This is a genomic window from Sulfitobacter sp. M39, from assembly GCF_021735935.1.
Classification (GTDB): Bacteria; Pseudomonadota; Alphaproteobacteria; order Rhodobacterales; family Rhodobacteraceae; genus Sulfitobacter.
On the sequence record NZ_WMDZ01000001.1, the window covers coordinates 1,236,741 to 1,258,097 of the forward strand.

20 protein-coding genes and 1 pseudogene are annotated in these 21,357 nt (G+C 56.1%); 12 read left to right on the forward strand and 9 right to left on the reverse strand.

Annotated features, from left to right (window positions below):
* Positions 1-74: 74 nt before the first annotated feature.
* Both GLP43_RS05995 and GLP43_RS06000 read left to right on the forward strand, forming a co-directional pair.
* A complete protein-coding gene (locus GLP43_RS05995; protein WP_237278588.1) occupies positions 75-704 on the forward strand; it encodes a hypothetical protein in 630 nt (209 codons plus the stop codon).
* A gap of 273 nt (positions 705-977) precedes the next feature.
* Positions 978-1,892, forward strand: coding sequence for a DUF3883 domain-containing protein (locus tag GLP43_RS06000; RefSeq protein WP_237278589.1), 915 nt, complete (start codon positions 978-980; stop codon positions 1,890-1,892).
* Positions 1,893-2,057: 165 nt separating this feature from the next.
* Here the strand turns inward: GLP43_RS06000 and GLP43_RS06005 are convergent, their stop codons facing one another.
* Positions 2,058-2,921: a LysR family transcriptional regulator gene (locus GLP43_RS06005; RefSeq protein WP_237278590.1), complete on the reverse strand. Its 864-nt coding sequence runs from the start codon at positions 2,919-2,921 to the stop codon at positions 2,058-2,060.
* Positions 2,922-3,045: 124 nt separating this feature from the next.
* On the opposite strand from GLP43_RS06005, the gene GLP43_RS06010 reads away from it, so the two are divergent.
* On the forward strand, positions 3,046-4,041 hold the full coding sequence (locus tag GLP43_RS06010; protein WP_237278591.1) for a hypothetical protein: 996 nt from the start codon (positions 3,046-3,048) through the stop codon (positions 4,039-4,041).
* 378 nt (positions 4,042-4,419) lie between these two features.
* Positions 4,420-4,824, forward strand: a complete 405-nt coding sequence (locus tag GLP43_RS06015; RefSeq protein ID WP_237278592.1) for a hypothetical protein — start codon at positions 4,420-4,422, stop codon at positions 4,822-4,824.
* A gap of 150 nt (positions 4,825-4,974) precedes the next feature.
* On the opposite strand, the gene GLP43_RS06020 is transcribed toward GLP43_RS06015, so the two are convergent.
* On the reverse strand, positions 4,975-5,820 hold the full coding sequence (locus GLP43_RS06020; protein ID WP_237278593.1) for an AraC family transcriptional regulator: 846 nt from the start codon (positions 5,818-5,820) through the stop codon (positions 4,975-4,977).
* A 226-nt stretch (positions 5,821-6,046) separates the two neighbouring features.
* Between GLP43_RS06020 and GLP43_RS06025 the strand changes: the two genes are divergently transcribed.
* A complete protein-coding gene (locus GLP43_RS06025; protein ID WP_443069475.1) occupies positions 6,047-6,682 on the forward strand; it encodes a tyrosine-type recombinase/integrase in 636 nt (211 codons plus the stop codon).
* 486 nt (positions 6,683-7,168) lie between these two features.
* On the opposite strand, the pseudogene GLP43_RS06030 reads toward GLP43_RS06025, so the two are convergent.
* Positions 7,169-8,026, reverse strand: a pseudogene (locus GLP43_RS06030) (LysR family transcriptional regulator).
* A gap of 157 nt (positions 8,027-8,183) precedes the next feature.
* Here GLP43_RS06030 and GLP43_RS06035 point away from each other — a divergent pair.
* The 3 genes from GLP43_RS06035 to GLP43_RS06045 all read left to right on the forward strand — a co-directional run bounded on the left by GLP43_RS06035 (position 8,184) and on the right by GLP43_RS06045 (position 11,720).
* Positions 8,184-8,960: a CmcJ/NvfI family oxidoreductase gene (locus tag GLP43_RS06035; RefSeq protein WP_237278594.1), complete on the forward strand. Its 777-nt coding sequence runs from the start codon at positions 8,184-8,186 to the stop codon at positions 8,958-8,960.
* A 42-nt stretch (positions 8,961-9,002) separates the two neighbouring features.
* Entirely contained in the window at positions 9,003-9,785 is a 783-nt protein-coding gene (locus GLP43_RS06040) for an SDR family NAD(P)-dependent oxidoreductase (RefSeq protein ID WP_237278595.1), read from the forward strand.
* Between the two features lie 66 nt (positions 9,786-9,851).
* The gene (locus GLP43_RS06045; protein WP_237278596.1) at positions 9,852-11,720 is read left to right on the forward strand and encodes a sigma-54-dependent Fis family transcriptional regulator; all 1,869 of its coding nucleotides are present in this window, start codon (positions 9,852-9,854) and stop codon (positions 11,718-11,720) included.
* Between the two features lie 210 nt (positions 11,721-11,930).
* Here GLP43_RS06045 and GLP43_RS06050 read toward each other — a convergent pair whose 3' ends face one another.
* The 6 genes from GLP43_RS06050 to GLP43_RS06075 form a co-directional block, all read right to left on the reverse strand.
* Entirely contained in the window at positions 11,931-12,233 is a 303-nt protein-coding gene (locus tag GLP43_RS06050; RefSeq protein WP_237278597.1) for a DUF1330 domain-containing protein, read from the reverse strand.
* A 56-nt stretch (positions 12,234-12,289) separates the two neighbouring features.
* On the reverse strand, positions 12,290-12,988 hold the full coding sequence (locus GLP43_RS06055) for a lipoyl protein ligase domain-containing protein (RefSeq protein WP_237278598.1): 699 nt from the start codon (positions 12,986-12,988) through the stop codon (positions 12,290-12,292).
* On the reverse strand, positions 12,985-13,656 hold the full coding sequence (locus GLP43_RS06060) for a 2-oxo acid dehydrogenase subunit E2 (protein ID WP_237278599.1): 672 nt from the start codon (positions 13,654-13,656) through the stop codon (positions 12,985-12,987). The genes GLP43_RS06055 and GLP43_RS06060 overlap by 4 nt, the downstream gene beginning before the upstream one ends.
* The gene (locus GLP43_RS06065; RefSeq protein ID WP_005851830.1) at positions 13,653-13,886 is read right to left on the reverse strand and encodes a biotin/lipoyl-containing protein; all 234 of its coding nucleotides are present in this window, start codon (positions 13,884-13,886) and stop codon (positions 13,653-13,655) included. The genes GLP43_RS06060 and GLP43_RS06065 overlap by 4 nt, the downstream gene beginning before the upstream one ends.
* Positions 13,887-13,962: 76 nt before the next feature.
* Positions 13,963-14,982 (reverse strand): alpha-ketoacid dehydrogenase subunit beta, encoded by a 1,020-nt coding sequence (locus GLP43_RS06070; protein WP_237278600.1) that lies wholly within the window; start codon positions 14,980-14,982, stop codon positions 13,963-13,965.
* 15 nt (positions 14,983-14,997) lie between these two features.
* Positions 14,998-15,987 (reverse strand): thiamine pyrophosphate-dependent dehydrogenase E1 component subunit alpha, encoded by a 990-nt coding sequence (locus tag GLP43_RS06075; RefSeq protein WP_237278601.1) that lies wholly within the window; start codon positions 15,985-15,987, stop codon positions 14,998-15,000.
* Between the two features lie 388 nt (positions 15,988-16,375).
* Between GLP43_RS06075 and GLP43_RS06080 the strand changes: the two genes are divergently transcribed.
* From GLP43_RS06080 to GLP43_RS06095, 4 genes are all read left to right on the forward strand, one after another.
* Positions 16,376-17,221, forward strand: a complete 846-nt coding sequence (locus GLP43_RS06080) for an enoyl-CoA hydratase/isomerase family protein (protein WP_237278602.1) — start codon at positions 16,376-16,378, stop codon at positions 17,219-17,221.
* Between the two features lie 192 nt (positions 17,222-17,413).
* On the forward strand, positions 17,414-18,400 hold the full coding sequence (locus tag GLP43_RS06085) for a zinc-dependent alcohol dehydrogenase family protein (protein ID WP_237278603.1): 987 nt from the start codon (positions 17,414-17,416) through the stop codon (positions 18,398-18,400).
* Positions 18,401-18,619: 219 nt separating this feature from the next.
* Positions 18,620-19,531: a 2OG-Fe(II) oxygenase gene (locus tag GLP43_RS06090; RefSeq protein ID WP_237278604.1), complete on the forward strand. Its 912-nt coding sequence runs from the start codon at positions 18,620-18,622 to the stop codon at positions 19,529-19,531.
* Between the two features lie 189 nt (positions 19,532-19,720).
* Positions 19,721-21,331 (forward strand): FAD-dependent oxidoreductase, encoded by a 1,611-nt coding sequence (locus GLP43_RS06095; RefSeq protein WP_237278605.1) that lies wholly within the window; start codon positions 19,721-19,723, stop codon positions 21,329-21,331.
* The last annotated feature ends 26 nt before the right edge of the window (positions 21,332-21,357 follow it).

Sequence of the window (21,357 nt, forward strand, 5' to 3'; positions counted from 1 at the left end):
TTTGTCTTTTTGTTTCCGTAAATCCGCGATCGGTACCAACTCCTTTTTGTAAGCAGCAAACAAGGGAAACCATCATGCGAACACCACATTATTCTGAAGCCGAGATCATTGCAGCGGGCAAGAAGTTGACATTAAGTCACGGTCGAAACGCCACCCCTATCGAAATCCAAAAAGAACTCGGGGGAAAGGGGAAGTTCTCTCGTATTAGAGATATATGGAATGGCTACCAGGCAGACAAAACCGCGGGCTTATCAGCAGAAATTATACTGCCCGAAGAAAGCCATACCCGCATTATAACTGAAGTTTTAGCGATGCAAAGCGCGATGGAGGGTATCGTCGCAGATGAGATCGCTCGGATGACAGAGCAAAGCATCAGGCACTCTGCAGTGCTGATTGCTGACTTCGAAAACCGCGAAGCCGAACTAAAACAGAAGATTCAGGAGATGGAGGAGGAAATCTCCTACCTCTATGAGTGCCTCGACGAGTTGGAAACCCAATCTGAACCAAGTGGGACCGTATCGAAGACCACCATCGAAGGCCCGTTGCACGAGCAAACGTCAAGCCTGGGCGAGCGAAAGACCGACCACAAGACGGTTTCTAATTGTATTTCATGGAACCAATGCCAGAACCGACCTCGACCAATTTCGAACAGAAGGGTTCGTCAGGTTCGCGCAAAACCCAAACGCTCGCCCGGGAATAGGTAGGCAGAGAATACAATCAGTCTAACAATATTAATAGGGAGCGCTGCGACTTACTACCACTGGTTCTTTGTGGAACAACCACACGTTTCCGGATTGTCATAGAGTAAGAAGTATCTGTTTAAGAACGGCCCAAACCGGACATCCATCAGCCAGTCGGGATGCTGCGGTGCGGCCCGTCAAAGCAGACATTCCAGCGGAAGCAACGCTTAGATCTAAAACCGCTTGGCGAACCGTCTAATTTCGATATGTTTAGTTTGAAATTGAAGGTTAGTAAGAATGCCCCTGATACTCACACAAAACGAGGTAACAGTTAATGATGCCCACGATTGGAAAGATATTGAGGGCGAACAATACCACTACCCTACGAAATATCGGAATAAAGTCATCGAGGGAGAACAGTTTGTCTACTATCAAGGCGTAAATCGGGCAAATGGTAAGAAAGGCGAGGCCCATTACTTTGGCACTGGTCGCATTGGTTCTATATGGCAAGATCCAGATCCCGATAGACAAAAAGGCGGAAAGATTGCGTGGTTTTGTCGAATCGAAGAGTATGAGCGTTTCTTGGAACCGGTATCTGCGAAAGTTGACGGTATAAGCCGTGAACAAGGTGCGAGTAACTTATTTCGCGATGGCGTTCGCGTGACTGATGCTGCGACATTTGACAGCATCTTGCGTGCATCTGGAGTCGATGAGAAAGACGACCTCCAAGAAAACAACTTGCCTCCTTTCGACCAAATAAACGCCCAGCAAGCCCGTAATTTGCTCTTAACTAAAAAGGGCATAAATAATGGTGGAAAGTCGTCCCGTCGGTATTCGCGTAACGCGAAAGCTATTGGAGACTGGGCTGAAAAGCTGGCATTTCAGCTACTCGAAAAAATTGACGGATCCAGCGATCACACCCATCGGGCCGCAATTGGAGAAACTCCAGGCTGGGATATCGACTACATTGACAACAGCGGAAAACTTCACCGCGTAGAAGTCAAAGGAACCCAAGCAGCCGCCTTCCGTAACATTGAGATTACTGCCAACGAACTAAATTCCGCAAAAAAATATGGAGATGGTTACTCACTGTTCCTAATTGCGCGGTGCAGGTCGAAAACACCGATTTATCAAATCATCAAAAACCCAGCAGAGCAAATTGATGAAGGTGAGTGGGGCATCGAACCGACAGCCTACAGGCTCAGTTTTTGACCTCAGTTTGCACCAACGGCCCACACCGGACATTGACCCAACCTTGCGTCGCCGGGCCGCAGCCTCCCCGAAGCGGACTTTGGAGCAGTTGCGAAGCATTTTGATCCGTCGATGGCGGCAATGCGGACTTTGCTGCCGTTCGCTTTCCCGAACCGAAGGTCGGCTTCACTCGAATTCAGATGCAATCCAATCAACGATCCGCTTGATGCGCGTCTGGCCCAGATGGTCCTTTGACCATGAGATATATAGCGCATCATCAGAGGGATCGGGATCGACCCAAATCTCCACCAGTTTCTTTGACCGAAGATCATTCTCCACCATATAGGTCGGCGCGATGGCAATGCCGTGACCACCGATTGCAGCATCGAGAGCCAAGGCAGATCTGTCGAAGTTGAGTAGCTTGTGCGTGTCTCCATACCCGGTTTTATGGATCAGCTTTTCCCAACGCTGGTGTGCGTCCTGAAGGAGCGGCAGCGTCAGCAGCGTCTCCAGCCCCATTGGCCATTCTGGTCGCAAGAAATCAGGACTGCATACGGCAATTAAACGGATGTCGGCCAAGCGGCGCGATACGTGGGCTGCATTCTTGTCATGTGCTTTACCGGGCCACATAGCGATCTCGTTCCGGCCCAGACTGCGCGCCAGAACATGCTCGTGGACCTGTGTGGTGAGAGACACGTCCGGAAACTTGGCCGCGAAAGAGTCCATCCGGGGCATTAGCCACTTCGTTGCGGTGGAAGAACCAAGGTGTAGCGTGATGCGATCACCGCCCTCGCCGATGCTCACAAAGACAGTCTCGAGGATCGCCAAAGCGTCTTCCATCGCCGTATGACAGCGCTCGCCTTCCGGGGTCAGCGAGACACCACGTGCGCCACGCACAAGAAGAACCACCCCCAGCTCGATTTCGAGCTGCTTGATCCGCTGAGAGACTGCACCACGCGATAGTTTCAGTTCTTCAGCCGCGCGTTGCAGGTTCCCGTGCGATGCGACGACAGAGAACACCCGGAGCGCGTTCAGGTTCATGTTCTTCATTCGATGCCTCAAAGGCGTTAGTTTTTCTAAACTCTTATGGAGTTATACTGCTTTGTCAATTTGGTGCAGGCGGCCGATACAGGCGGGAAAGCAGCACTCAGCAATGGCTACAAGAGACCAAGCTATGACCCAGACGATCCGACCAGCAACACCCGACGACATGCAGCGCCTGATCGAGCTACTTATGTTGGATGCGCAGGAACGCCATGTAGAGGGTGCGATCCTCTGGAAGATGGCAGACGACGCGCCCACGCAGATCGAAAAGGCGCTGAGATTTGCGCTATCAGCCGATCAACAACCCTTTCGACAGTTTTGGCATGTCGCGGACGATGGGGGGAAGATCACGGGTGTCATCCATGCGATGATGCTACCGGTCCCCCCAATCTATGCAGGTTCGTTCGGCGAGCCAGGGCTGATCCTGCCAGACTCCTTCGTTGCAGCCGATGCACCAAACGGCACTTTGGAGAGCTTGTTGGCCGCAGCCGAGGACGCTCTTCAAGAAGCCGGTGCCAAGATCAAACTGGCATCCTACGTGGCGGACAAAGTCTGGCGGACCGCGTTCGAGGCAAGCGGCTATGAACCTCTGACGCTTTATCTGTCGCGCAGCGACCTTGGCGATCAGGGAGTGCCCGCCGATGTTCGACAAGCGAGGGAAGACGATGTTCCAGGTATCGTTGCCCGCAGCGCCGAGAACCGTCAGGTTCTTTTTGACATCGATCCGTTCTGGGAAATCCATCCCGAAGCTGATCCACGGTTTTCAGCCTGGATGACGCGGAGTTTAACTCTCCGAGATCGGGACATGATGGTTCTGAGACCGTCCGAGGACTTGCAAGGCTATATCATCGCACAGCCCGCCTCACGGCTGCACTTTCCCCCTGCCCACGACATCACGGGGACGGGTGTGATTGACGATTACTACCACTCTGAGCTGGCCAACCCGGCGGCTCTCGACCACGGTGGTGAAGGTGCGAGGGCGCTATTGCGAGCGGCTGAGGCGGCATTTGCCAACCGTGGGATAGGAGCCGCCTTTGTCGTCTGTCCGGCAGGTTGGGCTTCTAAGATTGAGTTGCTGGAATCTGCGGGTTACGAAACCGCGATGGTCTGGTCTATCAAGCGATAGCATCTGCAAAGCAGCCTTTGGAGTGTTGTGCAGCATCGGTGACTGTGGGCTCAAAGAAGACGGTAGCTGCAACAAGCCCTTAGGTCCGCAATGCGGACAAAGCTGCCGTTCGGCGCTGTCATGCAGACGACCGCTTCATCCGAAAACCGCGTGCATGTTGTGAAAACGGAAAGTGTTAGGCGGTTTTGAACCAACTCAAGTAAGGCTGTCTTGATATGGACATTCAGGACGTGCCGCTGGAAATTTGTAGTGCAGCAAGGTGCGTTGCGTCGGAGAAGATGTCAATTTGGCCAATAGGGCGATGAGCTTGCCGAACTTGCCTCGGTAGGAATGATTTGGCATGCATAGATCAACCGATCGGATAAGAGGTCGATATCTATGAAAAAGTTCATATGGTTAGTTTCTGGCATCGTCGTATTGGGAGGCGCAGTTGCTTCCTGCTCAAATAACGAACGCCTCTTATGCTTAAATCCAACAGGCTATTGTGGGGGAAGCAGCACGCCGGACCCTGATCGCATCGGGGGGCCGCCGTGGTTCCTTTGGCAATCCAGCGCCGAGGAAAGATTGGCGTATTACCGTGAGGAATGCTCAACCAGCACCATGCCGATGCCCTCCAACGATGTGACGACATGTGCGCTTGAGCGCATTAAGTATCAGACCCATTCAAATTGCGTTCAGTATTATCTGCCGCCGACCAGGCCCAAGGACGCGGCAGAGGAAGCGCAGCGCAACACGGCTTTTGAACGCTGCAAGCGCGATATTCTTGACCAGCATGGATTGTAACAATTGATCGGTGCCGTAAACGGCCCAGACCGTCCATTCCCAAGTTGTGCCGACGCCGCAGCGCAGGTGCAAAGGTGTGGAACGCGGACTTATGAGACCTTCGCAATCAGGCATCGCAGGTCCGCTTCCATCAGAGCAATTTTGATCCGCTCACTTGCCGATGGGTATCCATATCTCGATATCGCCAATCCCTGTTTTCGTATTGAAACCTTCGCCATAGCGTTCCAGCTGCGGTGCATCGACCGGTTTGTATTTCGCTTCTGGCAGCCAGTCAGTGAAGATGGCTTTCCAAGTCCGCCCGATCTCGGCCACATGGCCCTCGTGTCGGAAAACGGCATAGGTTTGCGCGGCGACACGGAGGCCATCCAACTCTTTGGTGACATCCATGTATCGGCTGACTTCAACACCGGTGATGTAGTCGATATTGCCGTCGTCGTCGCTGTTGCAGAGCACACCAAAGGCCACATCTCCCTTTTGGTTGTCGATATTTCCGATATGCGCTTGAAATGCTTGCCATTGGGACGGCATCTGTACACTCGTTTTGTCGTCGTAACGCTTCTTCAGCCCGACAATCACCATCGCATCACCCTCGATAAGCCGGGGGCCGGATAGATTAGCTGAAGTGTCTTTCTCGTTGTTGTCCATCTTAATTGGCTCCACTATTTTAATAGTCTCAAGGGAGGGGGTTCTTCGGAACTGGTCCGGCGTAATCCCGAACTGTTCTTTGAACGCCCGCGTGAATGCCTCGTGAGAGTTGTAACCTGCACCAAGTGCTACATCGAGAATGCCACTGGGCTCCATGACAAGCCGTTTTGCGGCTTCGCTGAGACGTCTGGCACGAACATACCGCATTACCGAGCGTCCCGCATAAATGCCGAATGCACGAACAAGATGGAATTTGGATAGCCCGGATGCCTGAGCTACATCGGCGAGCGATATCTCGCTGCCAAAGTGCATTGCTATATACCAGACTGCTCTACCGATTGGGTTCATCATTCTCTCTCACAAGCCACATTTAAGATGCAGGGTGTGGAAAGGGAATTCTTGACCGGAATTGCGGTGGTCCCGATCAGAAGAAATTGCTGAAGCGTTCTCGTACAAAACGCAGCATCCGCGACATCGGGCTCAAAGCCGACCTCGGATGCGGCGCAGCATCATATGGTATGATGTCTTGTCAACGTCGGGTTGTCGATGTGGGAGGGCGTGGTGGATCGGAGGATCCATCAGGGAAACATCAAACTTACCGGCCATCCGCGCCTTACGCCCAGCCTGGAACAAAGGCCGGATCGTCGGCCAGAAAAGGCCGCTCAAGCCCAAACACGTCTGGGCGATCAGGGTGCGGCTGGAATTGGCCGAGAACCACCGTGATCTGGCCCTCTTCAATCTTGCCATCGACAGCAAGCTGCGCGGCTGCGATCTGGTGAAAATGAGGGTGGTCGATGTTATGGCATCCGGCCAAATCAAGGAACGCGCGTCGGTTCTTCAGAGCAAGACCCAGAAACCTGTGCGCTTCGAAATCTCCGAAGGCACCCGTGCATCGCTGGCAAGATGGATGCGGGAGCCGCTGATGGTCGGATCCGAATACCTCTGGCCTGGGCGTTTTCACGAACGGCTTCACATCTCTACCCGCCAGTACGCGCGCATTGTGCGTGACTGGGTGACATCCATTGGTCTGGAGGCAAGTGCCTATGGCACGCACTCGATGCGGCGAACGAAAGTCACGCAGATTTACAAGAAAACAGGCAACCTAAGGGCGGTCCAACTGCTGTTGGGTCACACCAAGATGGACAGCACTGTCAGGTACCTCGGCGTCGAGCTTGAAGATGCGCTGGTGATCGCCGAAGCTATCGAAATCTAAACCGCTGGGCCGTCGCCACAGACGGCCCAGCGGACTCTCAACAAGCAATACGTCCGCTGCGCTGCGGCCTGTCAAAGGAGACATTCGCTGCGGCGGTAATTACCAACGGCTTTCAATGTATCGCGATGACAAAACTTGCATCAGAAACAGCCAATTCGTCATAGAAACCTTTGAGCACCCTCAATGGGATCGACCAGCGCATTGGCGCTACCCCCAGAACGCAACCGTTATCTGAGAACCAAGTCGAAGGTTTAAGGTCGCACTACATCGTCACATGAAATTCCCCTATCCCGAGTAAATGCGCGGTATTTTGTTGCAGTGACGAATAGGACGTTTTGCCCCCGAAATGTGCTCTGAATACCCAACACACCGGAACCGCAAGCTCACCGAAACACCTGCGGCTTTGTAAATTGTGACCATGTCTCCAAGAGACCTGGTATCATGTCGACCAGCCAGATCGGTTTCCCAGCCGTTCGATCAGGAAATCTATAATATTCTTGTTTTTGGGGTCAACACATTAGAGCGAGGGTGGATGAGCCATAGGACCGTCGCTTCGTTCAAGGACCGATCCGGCAGCACACGGACCAAACTTCCAGCCGCAATTTCGTGTTCGACATTCCACAGCGAACTGATTGAAATTCCGACACCTGATACTGCCGCCTCGCGACGCGCGTCGCCGTCATCGACGATTGTGCGGCATGTCATGGTTTGCGGATTAAGTTTTACAATTTCCCCCTCGGTGCTGATCAATTCGCGGGGCTCAAGGGTGGACCACGCGATGAAGCGGTGGTTCGACAGATCAGATGGTCACGTGGACGTACCGTGGGCATCCAGATAGCTTGGCGATGCACACAGAACGCGGGTGTCATCCGACAACTTCCGCCCTTTCAAACTGCTGTCCGCCAGCGGGGCACTTCTGAGGGCCAGATCAAAGCTGCCTTCGATAGTATCAAAACTCGTGTCCGACAGGCGCAGGTCCAGCGTCGGATCGGGGAAGAGGGTTTGGAATTCGGGCAGGAGAGGCATGATGTGCTGCTGCGCGAAACTGCTGGGCGCCGCAAAGCGCAACGTGCTTTTTGAGCCGACATCCCTGCCGCCAAGAGCCGCCTGTGCGGCCTCTGACCGCGCGAGAATTTCGCGAGCATTGGGTGGGAAATCCGCGCCCTCCAAAGACAATGAAACCTTGCGCGTAGTGCGCTGTAACAGCTCCACCCCAAGCTCGGTTTCCAACTTGGCAAGCCGGGTGCTTGCCACGGCAGGGGCAAGGCCGAGTTCACGACCCGCAGCACTGATATTTAACCGCTCTCCCCCATCACAACCAGACGAAGGTGGATCGGTATCCATCAATTATACTCAAAATCAAAAAAGTGAACTCTAATATCGGCAGTTTACCCCAGAAAACGCAAGGCATAAATTGCTCTTCAACAGACAAGACATCAGGTCGGCCCGTTGCCAATTTCCCCAAGCGTCGAGGCAAGATCATGTTGAGAAGGAGTTTCTGATGACACAGACCGGAACCGTAAACTACCACGTCCACAAGCCGTTTCGACAGGCGTTTGAAATTGATGTGGACGGCATTGCCGGCAACTTGATCGAGCCGGAGTTTTCATCCGCCCAGATCGCGCTGCTGGATCAACGGAACGGCGAAGCCACCACGGAGTTTGCAGAAGACGGATTTGCCTTTGCCAACTCCCCGACGGGTATATCGGATTTCAAAGGTGGCCATTGGCAAAGCCAATATGATGCCGAACTGGCCGATCTATTGATGCAGGAAGTCGGCGCAAAAGAGGTGATCACCTTTGACCACACGGTTCGCGTCGACGACCCGGAGGCCAAGCGCCGCCCGGCGCGCCATGTCCACAGCGACTATAGCCGCGAAGGTGCGCAGAAACGCCTTGTGGATATTCTTGGCCCCGAGACGGCCAATGAATGGGCGCAAGGTCACTATGCCTTTATCAACACTTGGCGCCCGATCGCGAACCCGATCAACTCTGCACCTCTTGGCTTTGTTCGTCCGTCGACTGTTAAGGAAGCGGATTGGATCATAATCGACCTGATCTACCCCGATCGCAAGGGACAGGTTATGGGGCTCGCAAAAGACGCTGCGCACGAATGGATTTACCGCTCACGGATGACGCCTGACGAGGTCGCTTTTTTCAACATCTACGACAATTCCGGCCGCCCCTGTGTGGGCCACAGTGCGATTGATTTGGTCGAAGACCCGACAGTCACGACACCCCGCCAAAGCCTCGAGAGCCGTACGTTGGTTCGCTATTAAAGTGCGCCCACCCGCGCCTTGCTTAACTAAGGAGACATTCACATGACCAAGACAATTCTTATCACAGGCGCGACGGACGGGATCGGCCTTTTGACTGCCAAGACGCTGGCCGCTGAGGGCCATAACGTCCTGTTGCACGGGCGCAGCGCGGGCAAGCTGGAAGCCGCCGCGCGCGAGGTCGGGGGCAATCCGGAAACGTACCGCGCGGACCTTTCGCGGCTGGACGATGTTAACGCCTTGGTGGCAAATGTTGGTGCCAAACACGACACCCTGGATGTGTTGATCAACAACGCCGGGGTTCTGAAAGTGCCGAACACCCAGACTGACAGCGGACTGGACGTCCGTTTCATGGTCAACACAATCGCGCCCTGGGCTTTGACCATCGGCCTGTTGCCGATCATCCCGAAAGACGGTCGCGTGGTGAGCCTTTCCTCAGCCGCACAAGCCCCTGTCAACATAAATGCCCTGCGCGGCAAGCAGCAGCTTGGCCACAACGAAGCCTACGCGCAAAGCAAGCTTGCGTTGACAATCTGGTCGCAGGAATTGGCGCGCGAACACCCCGATGGCCCGGTTTTCGTCTCGGTCAATCCGGGATCTCTTTTGGCCACGAAGATGGTCAAGGAATCCTATGGGATGGCGGGCAACGACCTGCGGATCGGGGCAGATATCCTGCGCCGCGCGGCGGTGTCAGATGAATTCGCCAATGCCTCGGGACAGTATTACGACAACGATGCAGGACGCATCGCACGGCCCCATCCCGCAGCCGCAGACCGCGCACATGTCGCGCAACTGATGGCGGCTATTCGTGAGCTGGGTGGCGCATAAAAGCATCCCAAAACATTTGCCGATCAAGGGGATTACGCACTAAGATAAGAGTCGGGAGGAGATTTGATGGGAGGTTTCATTACCTCAAATCAAACGGATGCGATTGCCGCATCTTGGGATCGGTGTGCGCGGCAGTATAAACTGCGGCACGATGCTGGGCGACCTATCCTGCGCTTGCAGTCCTCCGAAGTCGCCCCCCGACTTGAACAGATCGTCGAGAGCACCGGCGGCAGGCAGGGCTTCTTTCAACATCTCGCTTCGGTCGCGGGCGAAATCGGTCATTGTCTGGTGGTCACCGACGCCGATGGCGTCTCTGTTCGGATTGAACATAGCGGGGCGACGAGCGGCTCTGACGGATGGAATGGCATCGCGCTTGGATCGTGTTGGGACGAGCGCGTGGCCGGTACAAACGGCGTATCCATGGCCTTGCGGACGGGCCACGCAATCACTGTGCGCGGTGCGGATCATTACTTTTCGACGCTCAGGCAGTTTGCCTGTACAGGCGTTCCGGTGCTGGATGCAAACGGGGGGCTGATTGGTGCCATAAACCTGGTCTCGGTCGATCGGGGCAATCGCGCGGATTATCTGTTTGGGCAGCAGCTGTTGGCGAAGACCGCGCATCGCATTCAGCGCAACCTGTTTGAAAAGGAGTTTATCGACGCGATGCTTGTGACGGTCTCGCGTGGAGGGCGTGATCACGTCCTGTCCGAAGATGCACTGGTCGCCGTGAACGAGGCAGGGATGATTATTGGTGCCACTTCGACCGTTTCTGCGAGTCTTGACGGCGCAAACGCGACATCGCTGAAGGGTCAGGCGTTCGAGGCGATCTTTAACGTCGACAGCAACCGGCTGGTGAATGTGCCCGAGAGGGTACTTTCGATGCCCGTCAATCATGGGGCCGCCGTGAACCTGACGGTTGCTTTGCCAAGGGCCGCCACACCTCAACGCGCGTCCAAGCCGCAGCCGCCCAGCTTTTCGCGCAAACGGCGCTTGGCACCATCGCTACAGCAGTTGGCGACCGGAAGTCATAGCATGGCTGCCGCCTGTCGCCGTGCGCGAACCATGTTGGAAGACACAGCTATGCTGCATCTGGAAGGCGAAACCGGAACCGGGAAATCCGCGCTTGTGGCCGCATTGCTGCAAACCGATGCCCCTGACGCACCGGTTTTAGATCTGGATTGTGCGACGCTTGGCGACTGTGACACCGACACAGACCATTTGCGCAGGGTCATTGAGCAAGCCCGCGTCGTTTCAAGAATGTCCTATGGCAAGGGCGTCCGCGCTACCTTGGTGTTTGACAATGTGGACGAGTTGCCGCGCACTTCGCAGGCAGAGCTGCGACGTTTCCTGAATGAACAGGAAGAACACCGCCACCAAACGGATGACCATGGGCATGACAACCGCCTGCGTGTGGTTTCCACCAGCCGCAAACCTTTGATAGACGCCGTCAACGCGGGGCATTTCAGAGACGACCTATTTTATCTTCTAACAGGCTCGAAGGTCTTCCTGCCCCCTGTCCGTAAGCGTGAACATCCCGAGGTTCTGGCCCAGGCCCTGTGCGCGCAGCTGACTGGTTGGAACGTCACCTTCAGTGCCGAGGCCAAAGATGCGCTTTGTCGCCTACCGTTCCATGGCAATGTCCGCGAAATGCGCGGCGCGCTTCAGAACGCATTGGCAACGGCACAGGACAACCGGATCAACCTGCTTGATTTGCAACAAGCCTGTGTTGGCGCTCCTCTGACCTCTGCGATACCGGAACCGGTTTGCGCCATTGTACCCGCCAATCCGGTAACCGCCTATGACGAACGCAGCATGATCCTTGATGCGCTCGCAAACAGCCGATGGAATGTCAGCGAAGCTGCTCGCGTACTTGGCATGGGGCGCGCAACGATTAACCGGAAACTGAAAATGTACGAGATCCGGCGGCCGACCTGAAGCAGGCCGGCCCACCGTCTCGTAAATAAGGACCGCCTGTCAAGGGCGACCGGAGCGCGTTGCTGCGTCATTTCGCCGAGCCTCACGTGCGAGGTGTGATAGAGTACAGATCACACTCACATTGTGGGTTTATTAGGCTTTTCTTGGCGTTCTCACAGGCCGTCGGCAGGAGCGGAATTCGCAAGGACACCGCTGGGTATCTTAAGGTGCTCAGGCAAGCTCGTCCTTGCCGTCGATGATGAAATGAACGCTGGTCGATCCTTTGTGGCGGGCCTCAAGATAGGGTGCGTAGTCCGGATCGTTCACGAAATCGCGGGCGGCTTGCGCATCCGGCCATTCAAGGATCACGCGCAGGGCTGCGGGCTGGTCTGCCCCCTCGACCTGTTCGTGGCTGGTTGTGCGCGCAATATACTTGCCGCCATGTTTGGCGATGATCTTGCCGACCGGCTCGATATAGCCGGGTATCCAGCTGTCGTCGGTGGGTGTCACGGCCAGAACTGAATAGGCTGTCATGGGTTGGTTCCTCCTCTTTGGTATCGATTACCCTTGTTGTTAACGCGGGTTTGGGTTCAGGCCGCTCGGCGACCTAAATGCTGTGTTGCGCGTCCGATGTCGCGCTGTGCTATTTCATTGAGTGAAACGGCCAATGTGTTCATCGGATCACGCAGCGACGGGATGACCCTGTCCAACGTCGTGTGAACATTCTCATCGATTGGGCCAAGGGAAAGGTCGCGGTGAAACGCATCGACGGCTGCTGCCCCTGCGGCCAGATCGCCCTCCACCAAAATCAGCGCATGGGCCAGAATGCGGCGCTGCCCGTTGCCAACAGGGCGTATGCGCTGTGCCGTGCCAACGACCTTACGGCCCTTCAGGGACAGATTCCATGTGCCGTCGCAAAAGCTGTTCGGGGTCGCTCCCGTGGTCCAACCGGCAGGTATTGCGTCCTGAATGATCTGTGTAATCAGGCGGTATCCATCCTCGATGGTGAATGTCCGATCAGTGGTAAACGCCAGCGCGAGGTTCATGACCCCCGGCCCTTGGGGGACCGCGCCGCCGCCTGTGGGGCGCAGATACAACGGCCAGCCGCGCGTAGCTGAATTGCGTTTCGCCACGTCAAACCCGGGCCTGCGCCGGAGGTTCGCCGGACAGACCAACGCGCGGCGGCGCGGGCTCCAGAGACAGGTTACAGGACCCTGCGCCGTGAAGGCCGCTGCCTCAAGGGCAAGCCCCTCGGCCACGCCCTCCACATATTCGAGGGGTGCGTTCACACCGCCATCCTTTCGATCTCTTCGCAGATGGAAGTCAGCAGATCACCCGCTGGTGCGCCATCAAGCGCGCGATGATCAAAGGTCAGCGACAGGCCCACATGGGGGCGCAGTTCGATCCCACCATCCTCGCCCCGCATCGCGCGATCCGTCATACGCCCAATGCCAAGAATGCAGATTTGCCCCGCATTGATGATCGGAGTGAAATGTTCCACCCGCGTCAGGCCGAGGTTGGAGACGGTGAATGTGCCGCCGGTCATTTCTGTCACGGTCAGCTTGTTGGTCTTCGCCCGCGCGGCCAGATCCTGCCTCGCCGCGCGAAGCTCGGCCACGTCCATCGCATCAGCGCCGAACATGGCAGGTGCGACCAAGAGATTACCGGGCAAGGCGATGGCCACCGACAGGTCAACCGCATCAGACAAATGCACCTCGCGCCCCTCGACCCGGCCGTTTGCCTCGGGGTTCTTTTTCAGGGCGCGCACCACGGCCAACATCAACAGATCCTCAACAGAAACCTTGGTGCCTGCCGCGCCCAGACGAGTTTTTTCGGCCATCAGCGCCGTCGCATCGGCGCTACCGTGGTGGGTCAGTTGCGCGCCTGTCGCGAGGCTTTTCACCATGGCATCCGCGATCATGCCGCGCACGCCTTTGAGGGGAACAACCTTGGTCATTCGACCGAACCAATGACTGCACCCTTGGGCACAACGGCGTCTGCTTCTTCCTTGATCCGCAGGGTGCCAGAGGCAGGTGCGTTGATCTCGTATTGCACCTTGGCGGTCATAATCTCGACCACCAGCGCGCCCTCCTCGACGGTTGCGCCATCATCGGCAAGCCAGCCGGTGATCACTGTTTCTTCGTCCTCTTCCCAGAGGTCGGATGGGATGACGATATCTGTTGCCATTTGAAGTGTCCTTTCCTGTTCGGGGTCGCGTTGCATGCGACCCCGTTGATCAGTGATTTGTAGGTTTTGGTTTGGCTCAGGCCGCTTGCATCTCGTCCCAGGCAGCGACGATCTTGTCAGGGTTGGGCAGGCAGAACTGCTCCATCACCCGCGCGAATGGGATCGGCACATCAGGGAAGGCAACGCGTTTTGGCGCGGCCTTGAGGACCGAGATATCATGCTCGGTCACGGTTGCGATGATTTCGCCGGACAGGCCGTAGCTCATATAGTCCTCGTCAACGACAATCAGCCTGCCGGTCTTGGCGACGCTGGCGCGGATGGTGTCGCGGTCCAGCGGAACAAGGCTAACAAGATCGACGACCTCCGCGCCGACACCTTGTTCTTCAAGCTTTTTTGCCGCCTTCAACGCGTTGTGAACGCCCATGCCGCAGCTGACGATGCTTACGTCCTTGCCTTCGCGCACGACTTTGGCCTTGCCGATTTCCAGCGTGTAGGGCTCTTCCGGCACATGCACGGTTGCCCCCGCCTCGGTGCCAAGCCAACCCATCCCCTGCAAACCTTTGTGGTACATGTAAACCACCGGACTGTCGTCGCGCATGGCAGCTGTCATCAATCCCTTGGCGTCATAGGCATTGGACGGGGCAACAACCTTCATCCCCGGCAGGTGCGCGAATGTGCCGTAGAGACATTGCGAATGCTGCCCACCATCAGAATAGCCACCACCGGTTGAGGTCATGAGCACCATCGGCACCTTCACGTTGCCGCCGGAGAAATAGATGTTCTTGGCCATCAGATTGTAGATCGCATCAAAGCAGACGCCAAAGAAGTCGACGAACATCAGCTCGACCACAGGGCGCATGCCATCCTGCGCTGCTCCTACGGCTGCACCGATAAAGGCGGTCTCCGAAATCGGAGTGTCGCGGATGCGTTCCGCCCCAAACTCCTCGATTAACCCACGGGTGTTGCCATAGACGCCACCCAGAGGGCCGATGTCCTCGCCCATCACGAAGACGGACGGGTCGATGCGCATTTCCTGTGCGGTGGCTTCTGCCATAGCACGGGCGATGGTAAGTTTTCTCTCATTGGATTTAGTCATGTCTCTCCCTCCCGTTTATGCCGCGAACACACGCGTCAGCGCGTCTTCTGGGGCTGCATCATCGCTTTCGCGGGCAAATTTGATCGCGGCGTCAACGCGCGCGGCAGATTCTTCCTCGATCGTGCTCAGTTCCGCCTCGCTGGCAGCACCTTCGGCGAGCAATCTTTCACGCATTTTCGGGATCGGGTCCTTTTCAAATAGCGCGTCTTTCTCGCCTTCAGGGCGGTAGGCTTCGGCGTCCCCCATAAAGTGGCCCGCTAAACGGTAGGTTTCACATTCCAGCAGCGATGGGCCTTCACCTGCTCGTGCCCGCGCGATCGCCTCGCCTGCTGCTTCATAGATGGCGTAGGGGTCGTTGCCCTCAATCCGTTTGCCGGGGATGCCGTAGGCCGCGGCGCGGTCTGCGTGGCTGCCGATGCTGCTGGCGGTTTTCTTGGCGACAGAAATGCCCCAGCCGTTATCCTCGACCACGCAAATAAAGGGCAGATTCCAAACGGCAGCGAGGTTCATCGCCTCGTGCCAGCCGCCCTGGTTCACCGCGCCTTCACCGACGAAGGCAACGGCAACGCCCGGCTTGCCCTGCATCTTGCGGCTGAGCGCCGCGCCGACGGCGGGGCCCATGCCCTGCGCAATAATGCCGGAACAGGCAAAGTTCACATCATCATCAAACAGATGCATATGCCCGCCGCGACCGCCGGACAGGCCGGTTTTCTTACCGAAAATCTCGGCGGCCATTTTGTCCAGGTCAACGCCCTTGGCGATGGCTTGATGGTGTGGACGGTGGGTGGCTGTGACCACATCCTCGGGAGTCAGGTGCGCACAAACCCCCACCGCCACTGGCTCCTGCCCGTCGGACAGGTGCATTTCACCGGGAATCGGCCCGTTGGCCATGTTGAACGCCGGTGATTTTCCTTCGAAATAGATCTTCGCAATGGCCTCTTCGAACCTCCGGCTCGTGACCATATTGCGATACATCCAATGTTGTTCTTCGCGTGTCGGTGACATGAATTCCTCCTCCCATGTGCACGGCTTATCTGCCGCATGAACGTTTGGGTGAGGATTGAACGTGGTGAGTTACGGAACAACGAAGATGATGTCGAAACAGGGGATGAGCATCAAAACTGTCTCACCGTGAGACAGTTTGAGACAACTTGATCCAAAAGATGACGCAACTCGAGCAGGGGTCAGCCAGCGCGCGGCAGGCAACGACCGCAATCGACTGAGCAACAAAGCCGTCACACACATTTATATTCAAAAACCGAATTCTGTAGCCAGCTTCATCCCCGTTTATTCGAAGTTGGGATTAAATCAACATAGAGCTCACCGAAAAGGAACCATCTCGGTTCACAACTCAAGCCTTGTGCAAAACAGGGCACCACAACGGAGCGAAACTATGAAGTACGAGAATTTCACAACCTTTAGCGTCGATGTCAAAGATGCCATTGCTACCGTGACGTTCGATTACGGAACGGTCAACATTCAGGGGCAAGAGATGCTCGCCGACCTCAACAGCCTTGCCATGCGGCTTGAGAGGGACCGCGATACGAAGGTTGTTATCTTCCAGTCGGCGCATCCCGAAATCTGGGTGGCGCATTATGATACGGAGCTCCTCAAAGATATGGCGATCGAAGCCGTTTCGCGCGAGAATGCGGTATTGCTTGATCTACAAATGGTCTGCGAACGGATCAGCAGGGTGCCGCAAGCGACCATTGCCAAGCTGGAAGGTTTTGCACGTGGCGGCGGCCATGAACTGGCACTGGCGCTCGATATGAGGTTCGCCGCACGCGGCAAGTACAAGTTTATGCAAATGGAAGTCGGCATGGGCATCCTGCCCTGTGGAGGCGGCGCGTCTCGTATGGCCCGTCAAACCGGTTTGGGCAAAGCGTTGGAAATTATCCTTAGTGCAAATGATTACGACGCGGACGATGCGGAACGCATGGGCACAATCAACAAGGCGCTTGAGCCCGATGAGATCGGCCCCTACGTTGACGCTCTGGCGCAGCGCATTTCCAAATTTCCCGCGGCTTCGATTAACGCCTGCAAGCAGATGGTCTACGAATCTATCGACAAATCAATTGAAGAAGCTCTGAAGGCAGAGGCCTATTGGCTTTATCAAGCGACCAGCAAGACCCCAGCCATCAAACGTTTCACAGTCGCTGACGAACAGGGGCTCGAACATGACATCGAAAACCAGCGCAATTGGGGAGATTTGGTCATGAAGGTACAGGACATCAACTAAGACCTATCTCTTGGACCAACACTCAGGAACCGCGCCGGTATTCACGGCGCGGTTCTTTCCGTTTGGTCGCCCTCCGCGATAAAATGACATAATTATCCTCTAAATCAGAAAACTGAACTCTGATTTGCACCGATTACCTTACACATCAGATATGTTATCTCTCTGACAGCAAATAAACGAAAGGAAAACCCGATGAAAACCATGGCACTCTCCGAATACGGACCCGCCTCCACCTTTGCGTTGACCGAGCTGGCAAAGCCAACCGCAGACACCGGTCATGTGATTGTTCGCGTTCAAGCAACCAGCATCAACACGATCGACATGATGATCCGCAATATGGGTACGGACCTCGGTTTTGCCCCCGCTACACCTGCTGTTTTGGGCATGGATTTTGCCGGAACGATCGAAGAAGTCGGTGAAGGCGTGACCGGTTTCGCCGTGGGCGACGAAGTATATGGCTGCGCCGGTGGTCTGGCCGACCTTCAGGGCGCTCTGGCGGAATACATGCCGGCTGATGCACGGCTGATCGCAAAAAAGCCCAAATCCTTGTCCATGCGTGAAGCGGCCGCGATCCCTTTGGTCGGGATCACCGCTTATGAGGGGCTCAAGCGGGCTGGCGTAAGCAAGGGCCAGAACGTGCTTGTGCATGGTGGTTCTGGCGGTGTCGGGCACATCGGCGTGCAATTGGCGCGTGAGTTCGGCGCAGATGTCTATGCCACCGACAACGGCGACGAACGTCTGTCCGTTGTGCGCGCTCTTGGTGCCGAAGCGATCGATTTCAAAGCGGAGTCCGTCGAGGACTACGTCGCCAAGCATACTGACGGCAAAGGTTTTGACGCGGTGCTGGATACAGTGGGGGCTGGCAACCTGACGAATTCGTTTAACGCGGTCGCCCTGAACGGCCATGTGGCCACGACGCTCGCGCTGGCAGAGCTTGACCTGTCACCGGCCCACCTCAAGGGTGCCTCGCTTCACATCGTTTTCATGCTGATCCCAATGTTGCATGACAAAGACCGCGCAGACCACGGTGCAATCCTGGCCGAACTGGCAAAGCTGGTTGATAGCGGCGCACTGAAACCGGTGGTGGATGAGCCCCAGTTTACCCTTGAAGAGGTCGGTGCAGCCTATGACCGGCTTGCCAGCGGCAAGGCAATCGGCAAGGTGGTCGTAGACGTATAACGCACCACAAGGCACGTGCGACATGGCGCGGCGAGCTTCAGCTCGCCGCGCCTTTCGTTTGTGAAGATATGATTTTGAAGAGGAATCCCACCTTAACGCAAATCGCTGATTATATCCATTATACGAATTTTGATTACAAAATATGTCCATTTACCACGCAAATATCGATCAATAAGTGTTGTGTATCAAACCCGCACCAATATAATTAGGATGCCCCAAATGACCCTTTCATCTCTTCAACAAGCCCGCGCCGTTGCCCGTCCAAGCCGGGAACAAATGCTTAACCGCGATATCTCTGTCCAACAATTCTGGGACCAGAACCGCGATCTGTTTGAAAGCGCTTGGTGGGAATGGCAGACGGAGAACGAGGCTAAGCTGCCTCAGCTCGACAGCTCTATTTTCGATCCGAAACTGCGCGCGGCTGTGGAACAAGCTTGGGCAGATCCGACAGCCGAAGGAGCGGTTAAGGATCTTTGGGAAGAGGTATTTCCCGGCGTCTATCGCGCGCAATTTTTTAATGTCGAACGCCTTGCGGCCCTGCGTGAATACCTTGACGGCGTTGCCGATGCGGACATCCCATTGCGCCCCCCTTATGGGATCGTTTTGAACCGCGGTGGCGCTATGCTTGACCCGCGCTCCGAAGGGTATCTTGCGGCACCCGGGTTTCAGGGCTTCTATCGCGAGATGATGGACGCCTACATGCGGCCGGTATCGCGACTGCTATTTCCTGACGTCGTGGGCTACGACACACAGACATTCGGGTTCTCTATCCGCTGGCAGGCCAGCAAGGACACATCCTTGCGCCCCCATTCGGATGCCTCTGCGGTGACATTGAACATCAACCTGAACCTGCCCGATGAAGGGTACTCCGGTTCTGCGGTAAGCTTCATTGATCCGGTTTCACGCCGCGTTGAAAAACTGACGTTCGAACCCGGTACCGCCTTGATCCACCACGGGAGCGTCCCGCACGCGTCCGAGCCGATCACTGAGGGCGAACGCTATAACTTTGTTCTGTGGCTGTATGGCCAGCAGGGGCAGATCCCGCATGGCGGAATCCAAACGCCGCAAATTTCGGCCAAAGACAGGTGGTCGGTACCAACGGAAAAGTTTGACAACTTCGCGCCGTTCTGAGGCCGGGCTGTCCCTTAAGATAGCGACACATTCGGGCGGTTCAGGTCGCCGGAATGTGCGACGGGAATAACGTGCGGCACGCCTGTAATATAAGGTTCATTGAGCGTCTGTGCATCTTGCGTCTATCCTCATCAACGGAGACGCGACGCGGCAAGAGCAAGCAATGAACAGCAAAAAGGGACGCCAAGCATGGAAAGCTTTGCTAACGATCTTAACCAAATGCAGCGGACGCCCTTGCATGCGGACCATGTCGAGGCGCTGCGAGAGGTTGGAACGATACGGACTTATGGCGCAGGCGACACGATTATTCGACCCGGTGATCCGCTGGAGGAGCTGCTTTATATTGAAAGCGGGGAGATAGAGGTTGTGCATCCGATTACGCAGGACCGGACAATCGCGGCCACAATGGGACCATCGCAATTTACCGGTGAAATCGGGACGCTGTCCGGTGCGGTGTCAATGATCCAAATGAGGGCGTGTGAAGGCTCGACAGTGATCGTGGTCAAAAACACAGACCTGATTAAACTGATGTCCCGCATCCCCGAGATGAGCGACATTATTCTGACTGTCTTTGCCGCCAGACGGCGCGGGAATGTCGAGCATGGACAAACCGAGCTTAAATTGATCGGCGCGGATGTTGATAAGGGTATTCAGAAGATCGCCTTCTTTGCACAGCGCAACCGGATCGCGGCGCAACTGATTGATCTTGAAAGTGCCGAGGCCGAAGCGGAACGCACAAGCTGTGATTTGCGGGACTGTGGCCCTGCGGTGATTTTCGGCGGTAAGGTGATCGACGATCCGACCCCGGAAAAACTCGCACGGACCCTGGGGCTCGAGCTGGTGATCCCGAACGACGAAGTGGTTGATGTTCTTATAGTCGGGGGCGGGCCTGCGGGAGTGGCCGCAGGGGTCTATGCCGGTGCCGAGGGGCTATCCGCGGTCGTCGCCGAAGATATTGCCATAGGTGGGCAGGCAGGCACCTCCAGCCGGATCGAAAACTACATGGGGTTTCCCACTGGCATCTCTGGTGGTGACCTTGTCTGGCGCGGCGAGGTTCAAGCGATGAAATTCGGCACCCGTTTTGCCATGCCATTGAGGATCGAGGCGCTGGCCTGTCGCGACGACCGCTTTTACGCCACCTGTTCAAACGGTCGCGAACTCTGCGCACGGTCGATTGTGGTGGCAACGGGTGTTCAGTATCGCAAGCTGCCGATTCCGCGACTGGAAGAATTCGAGGGCCTTGGCGTTTATTATGCCGCCACTGAAATGGAAGCTCGGTTTTGCCGCAACTCGGAAGCCATCGTTGTAGGCGGCGGCAATTCCGCGGGGCAAGCGGCCATGTTCCTCAGCCGCGCGGCGGCGCACGTGCATCTTCTGGTGCGGTCCGGCAGCCTTGCCGCCTCTATGTCGGATTACCTGTCGTCCCGCCTTAAGGCCGATCCACGGATATCAATCCATTACCAAGCCGAAATTTCCGATCTGCATGGCGATGACAAGCTATCCGCAGTGACAGTGAAAAACAAAGCCGACAGCACGCATCATCGCTATGACAGCCGCACAGTTTTCATCATGGCGGGGGCTGCGCCCAATACAGATTGGCTGGCCGGGCATGCCGCATTGGACGATAAGGGCTTCGTTCTGACAGGCACCGAAAACGGTGGCCGGTCGCCGTTTGAAACATCGACCCACGGCATTTTTGCAGTTGGCGACGTGCGGTCCGGCTCGGTCAAGCGAGTGGCGTCATCGGTGGGCGAAGGCTCGGTCGTGATGAGTGAGGTCTGGAACCATTTGAATAGCTGAACCCCAGTTGAGAATTTGACGGAGAT

Coding starts and splice junctions, on each gene's coding strand:
- GLP43_RS06080 (WP_237278602.1), top strand. CDS start 16,376: ATGAAGTACGAGAATTTCACAACCTTTAGCGTCGATGTCAAAGATGCC.
- GLP43_RS06090 (WP_237278604.1), top strand. CDS start 18,620: ATGACCCTTTCATCTCTTCAACAAGCCCGCGCCGTTGCCCGTCCAAGC.
- GLP43_RS06050 (WP_237278597.1), bottom strand. CDS start 12,233: ATGACAGCCTATTCAGTTCTGGCCGTGACACCCACCGACGACAGCTGG.
- GLP43_RS06000 (WP_237278589.1), top strand. CDS start 978: ATGCCCCTGATACTCACACAAAACGAGGTAACAGTTAATGATGCCCAC.
- GLP43_RS06020 (WP_237278593.1), bottom strand. CDS start 5,820: ATGATGAACCCAATCGGTAGAGCAGTCTGGTATATAGCAATGCACTTT.
- GLP43_RS06010 (WP_237278591.1), top strand. CDS start 3,046: ATGACCCAGACGATCCGACCAGCAACACCCGACGACATGCAGCGCCTG.
- GLP43_RS06035 (WP_237278594.1), top strand. CDS start 8,184: ATGACACAGACCGGAACCGTAAACTACCACGTCCACAAGCCGTTTCGA.
- GLP43_RS06060 (WP_237278599.1), bottom strand. CDS start 13,656: ATGACCAAGGTTGTTCCCCTCAAAGGCGTGCGCGGCATGATCGCGGAT.
- GLP43_RS06040 (WP_237278595.1), top strand. CDS start 9,003: ATGACCAAGACAATTCTTATCACAGGCGCGACGGACGGGATCGGCCTT.
- GLP43_RS06005 (WP_237278590.1), bottom strand. CDS start 2,921: ATGAAGAACATGAACCTGAACGCGCTCCGGGTGTTCTCTGTCGTCGCA.
- GLP43_RS06070 (WP_237278600.1), bottom strand. CDS start 14,982: ATGACTAAATCCAATGAGAGAAAACTTACCATCGCCCGTGCTATGGCA.
- GLP43_RS05995 (WP_237278588.1), top strand. CDS start 75: ATGCGAACACCACATTATTCTGAAGCCGAGATCATTGCAGCGGGCAAG.
- GLP43_RS06045 (WP_237278596.1), top strand. CDS start 9,852: ATGGGAGGTTTCATTACCTCAAATCAAACGGATGCGATTGCCGCATCT.
- GLP43_RS06015 (WP_237278592.1), top strand. CDS start 4,420: ATGAAAAAGTTCATATGGTTAGTTTCTGGCATCGTCGTATTGGGAGGC.
- GLP43_RS06085 (WP_237278603.1), top strand. CDS start 17,414: ATGAAAACCATGGCACTCTCCGAATACGGACCCGCCTCCACCTTTGCG.
- GLP43_RS06065 (WP_005851830.1), bottom strand. CDS start 13,886: ATGGCAACAGATATCGTCATCCCATCCGACCTCTGGGAAGAGGACGAA.
- GLP43_RS06075 (WP_237278601.1), bottom strand. CDS start 15,987: ATGTCACCGACACGCGAAGAACAACATTGGATGTATCGCAATATGGTC.
- GLP43_RS06095 (WP_237278605.1), top strand. CDS start 19,721: ATGGAAAGCTTTGCTAACGATCTTAACCAAATGCAGCGGACGCCCTTG.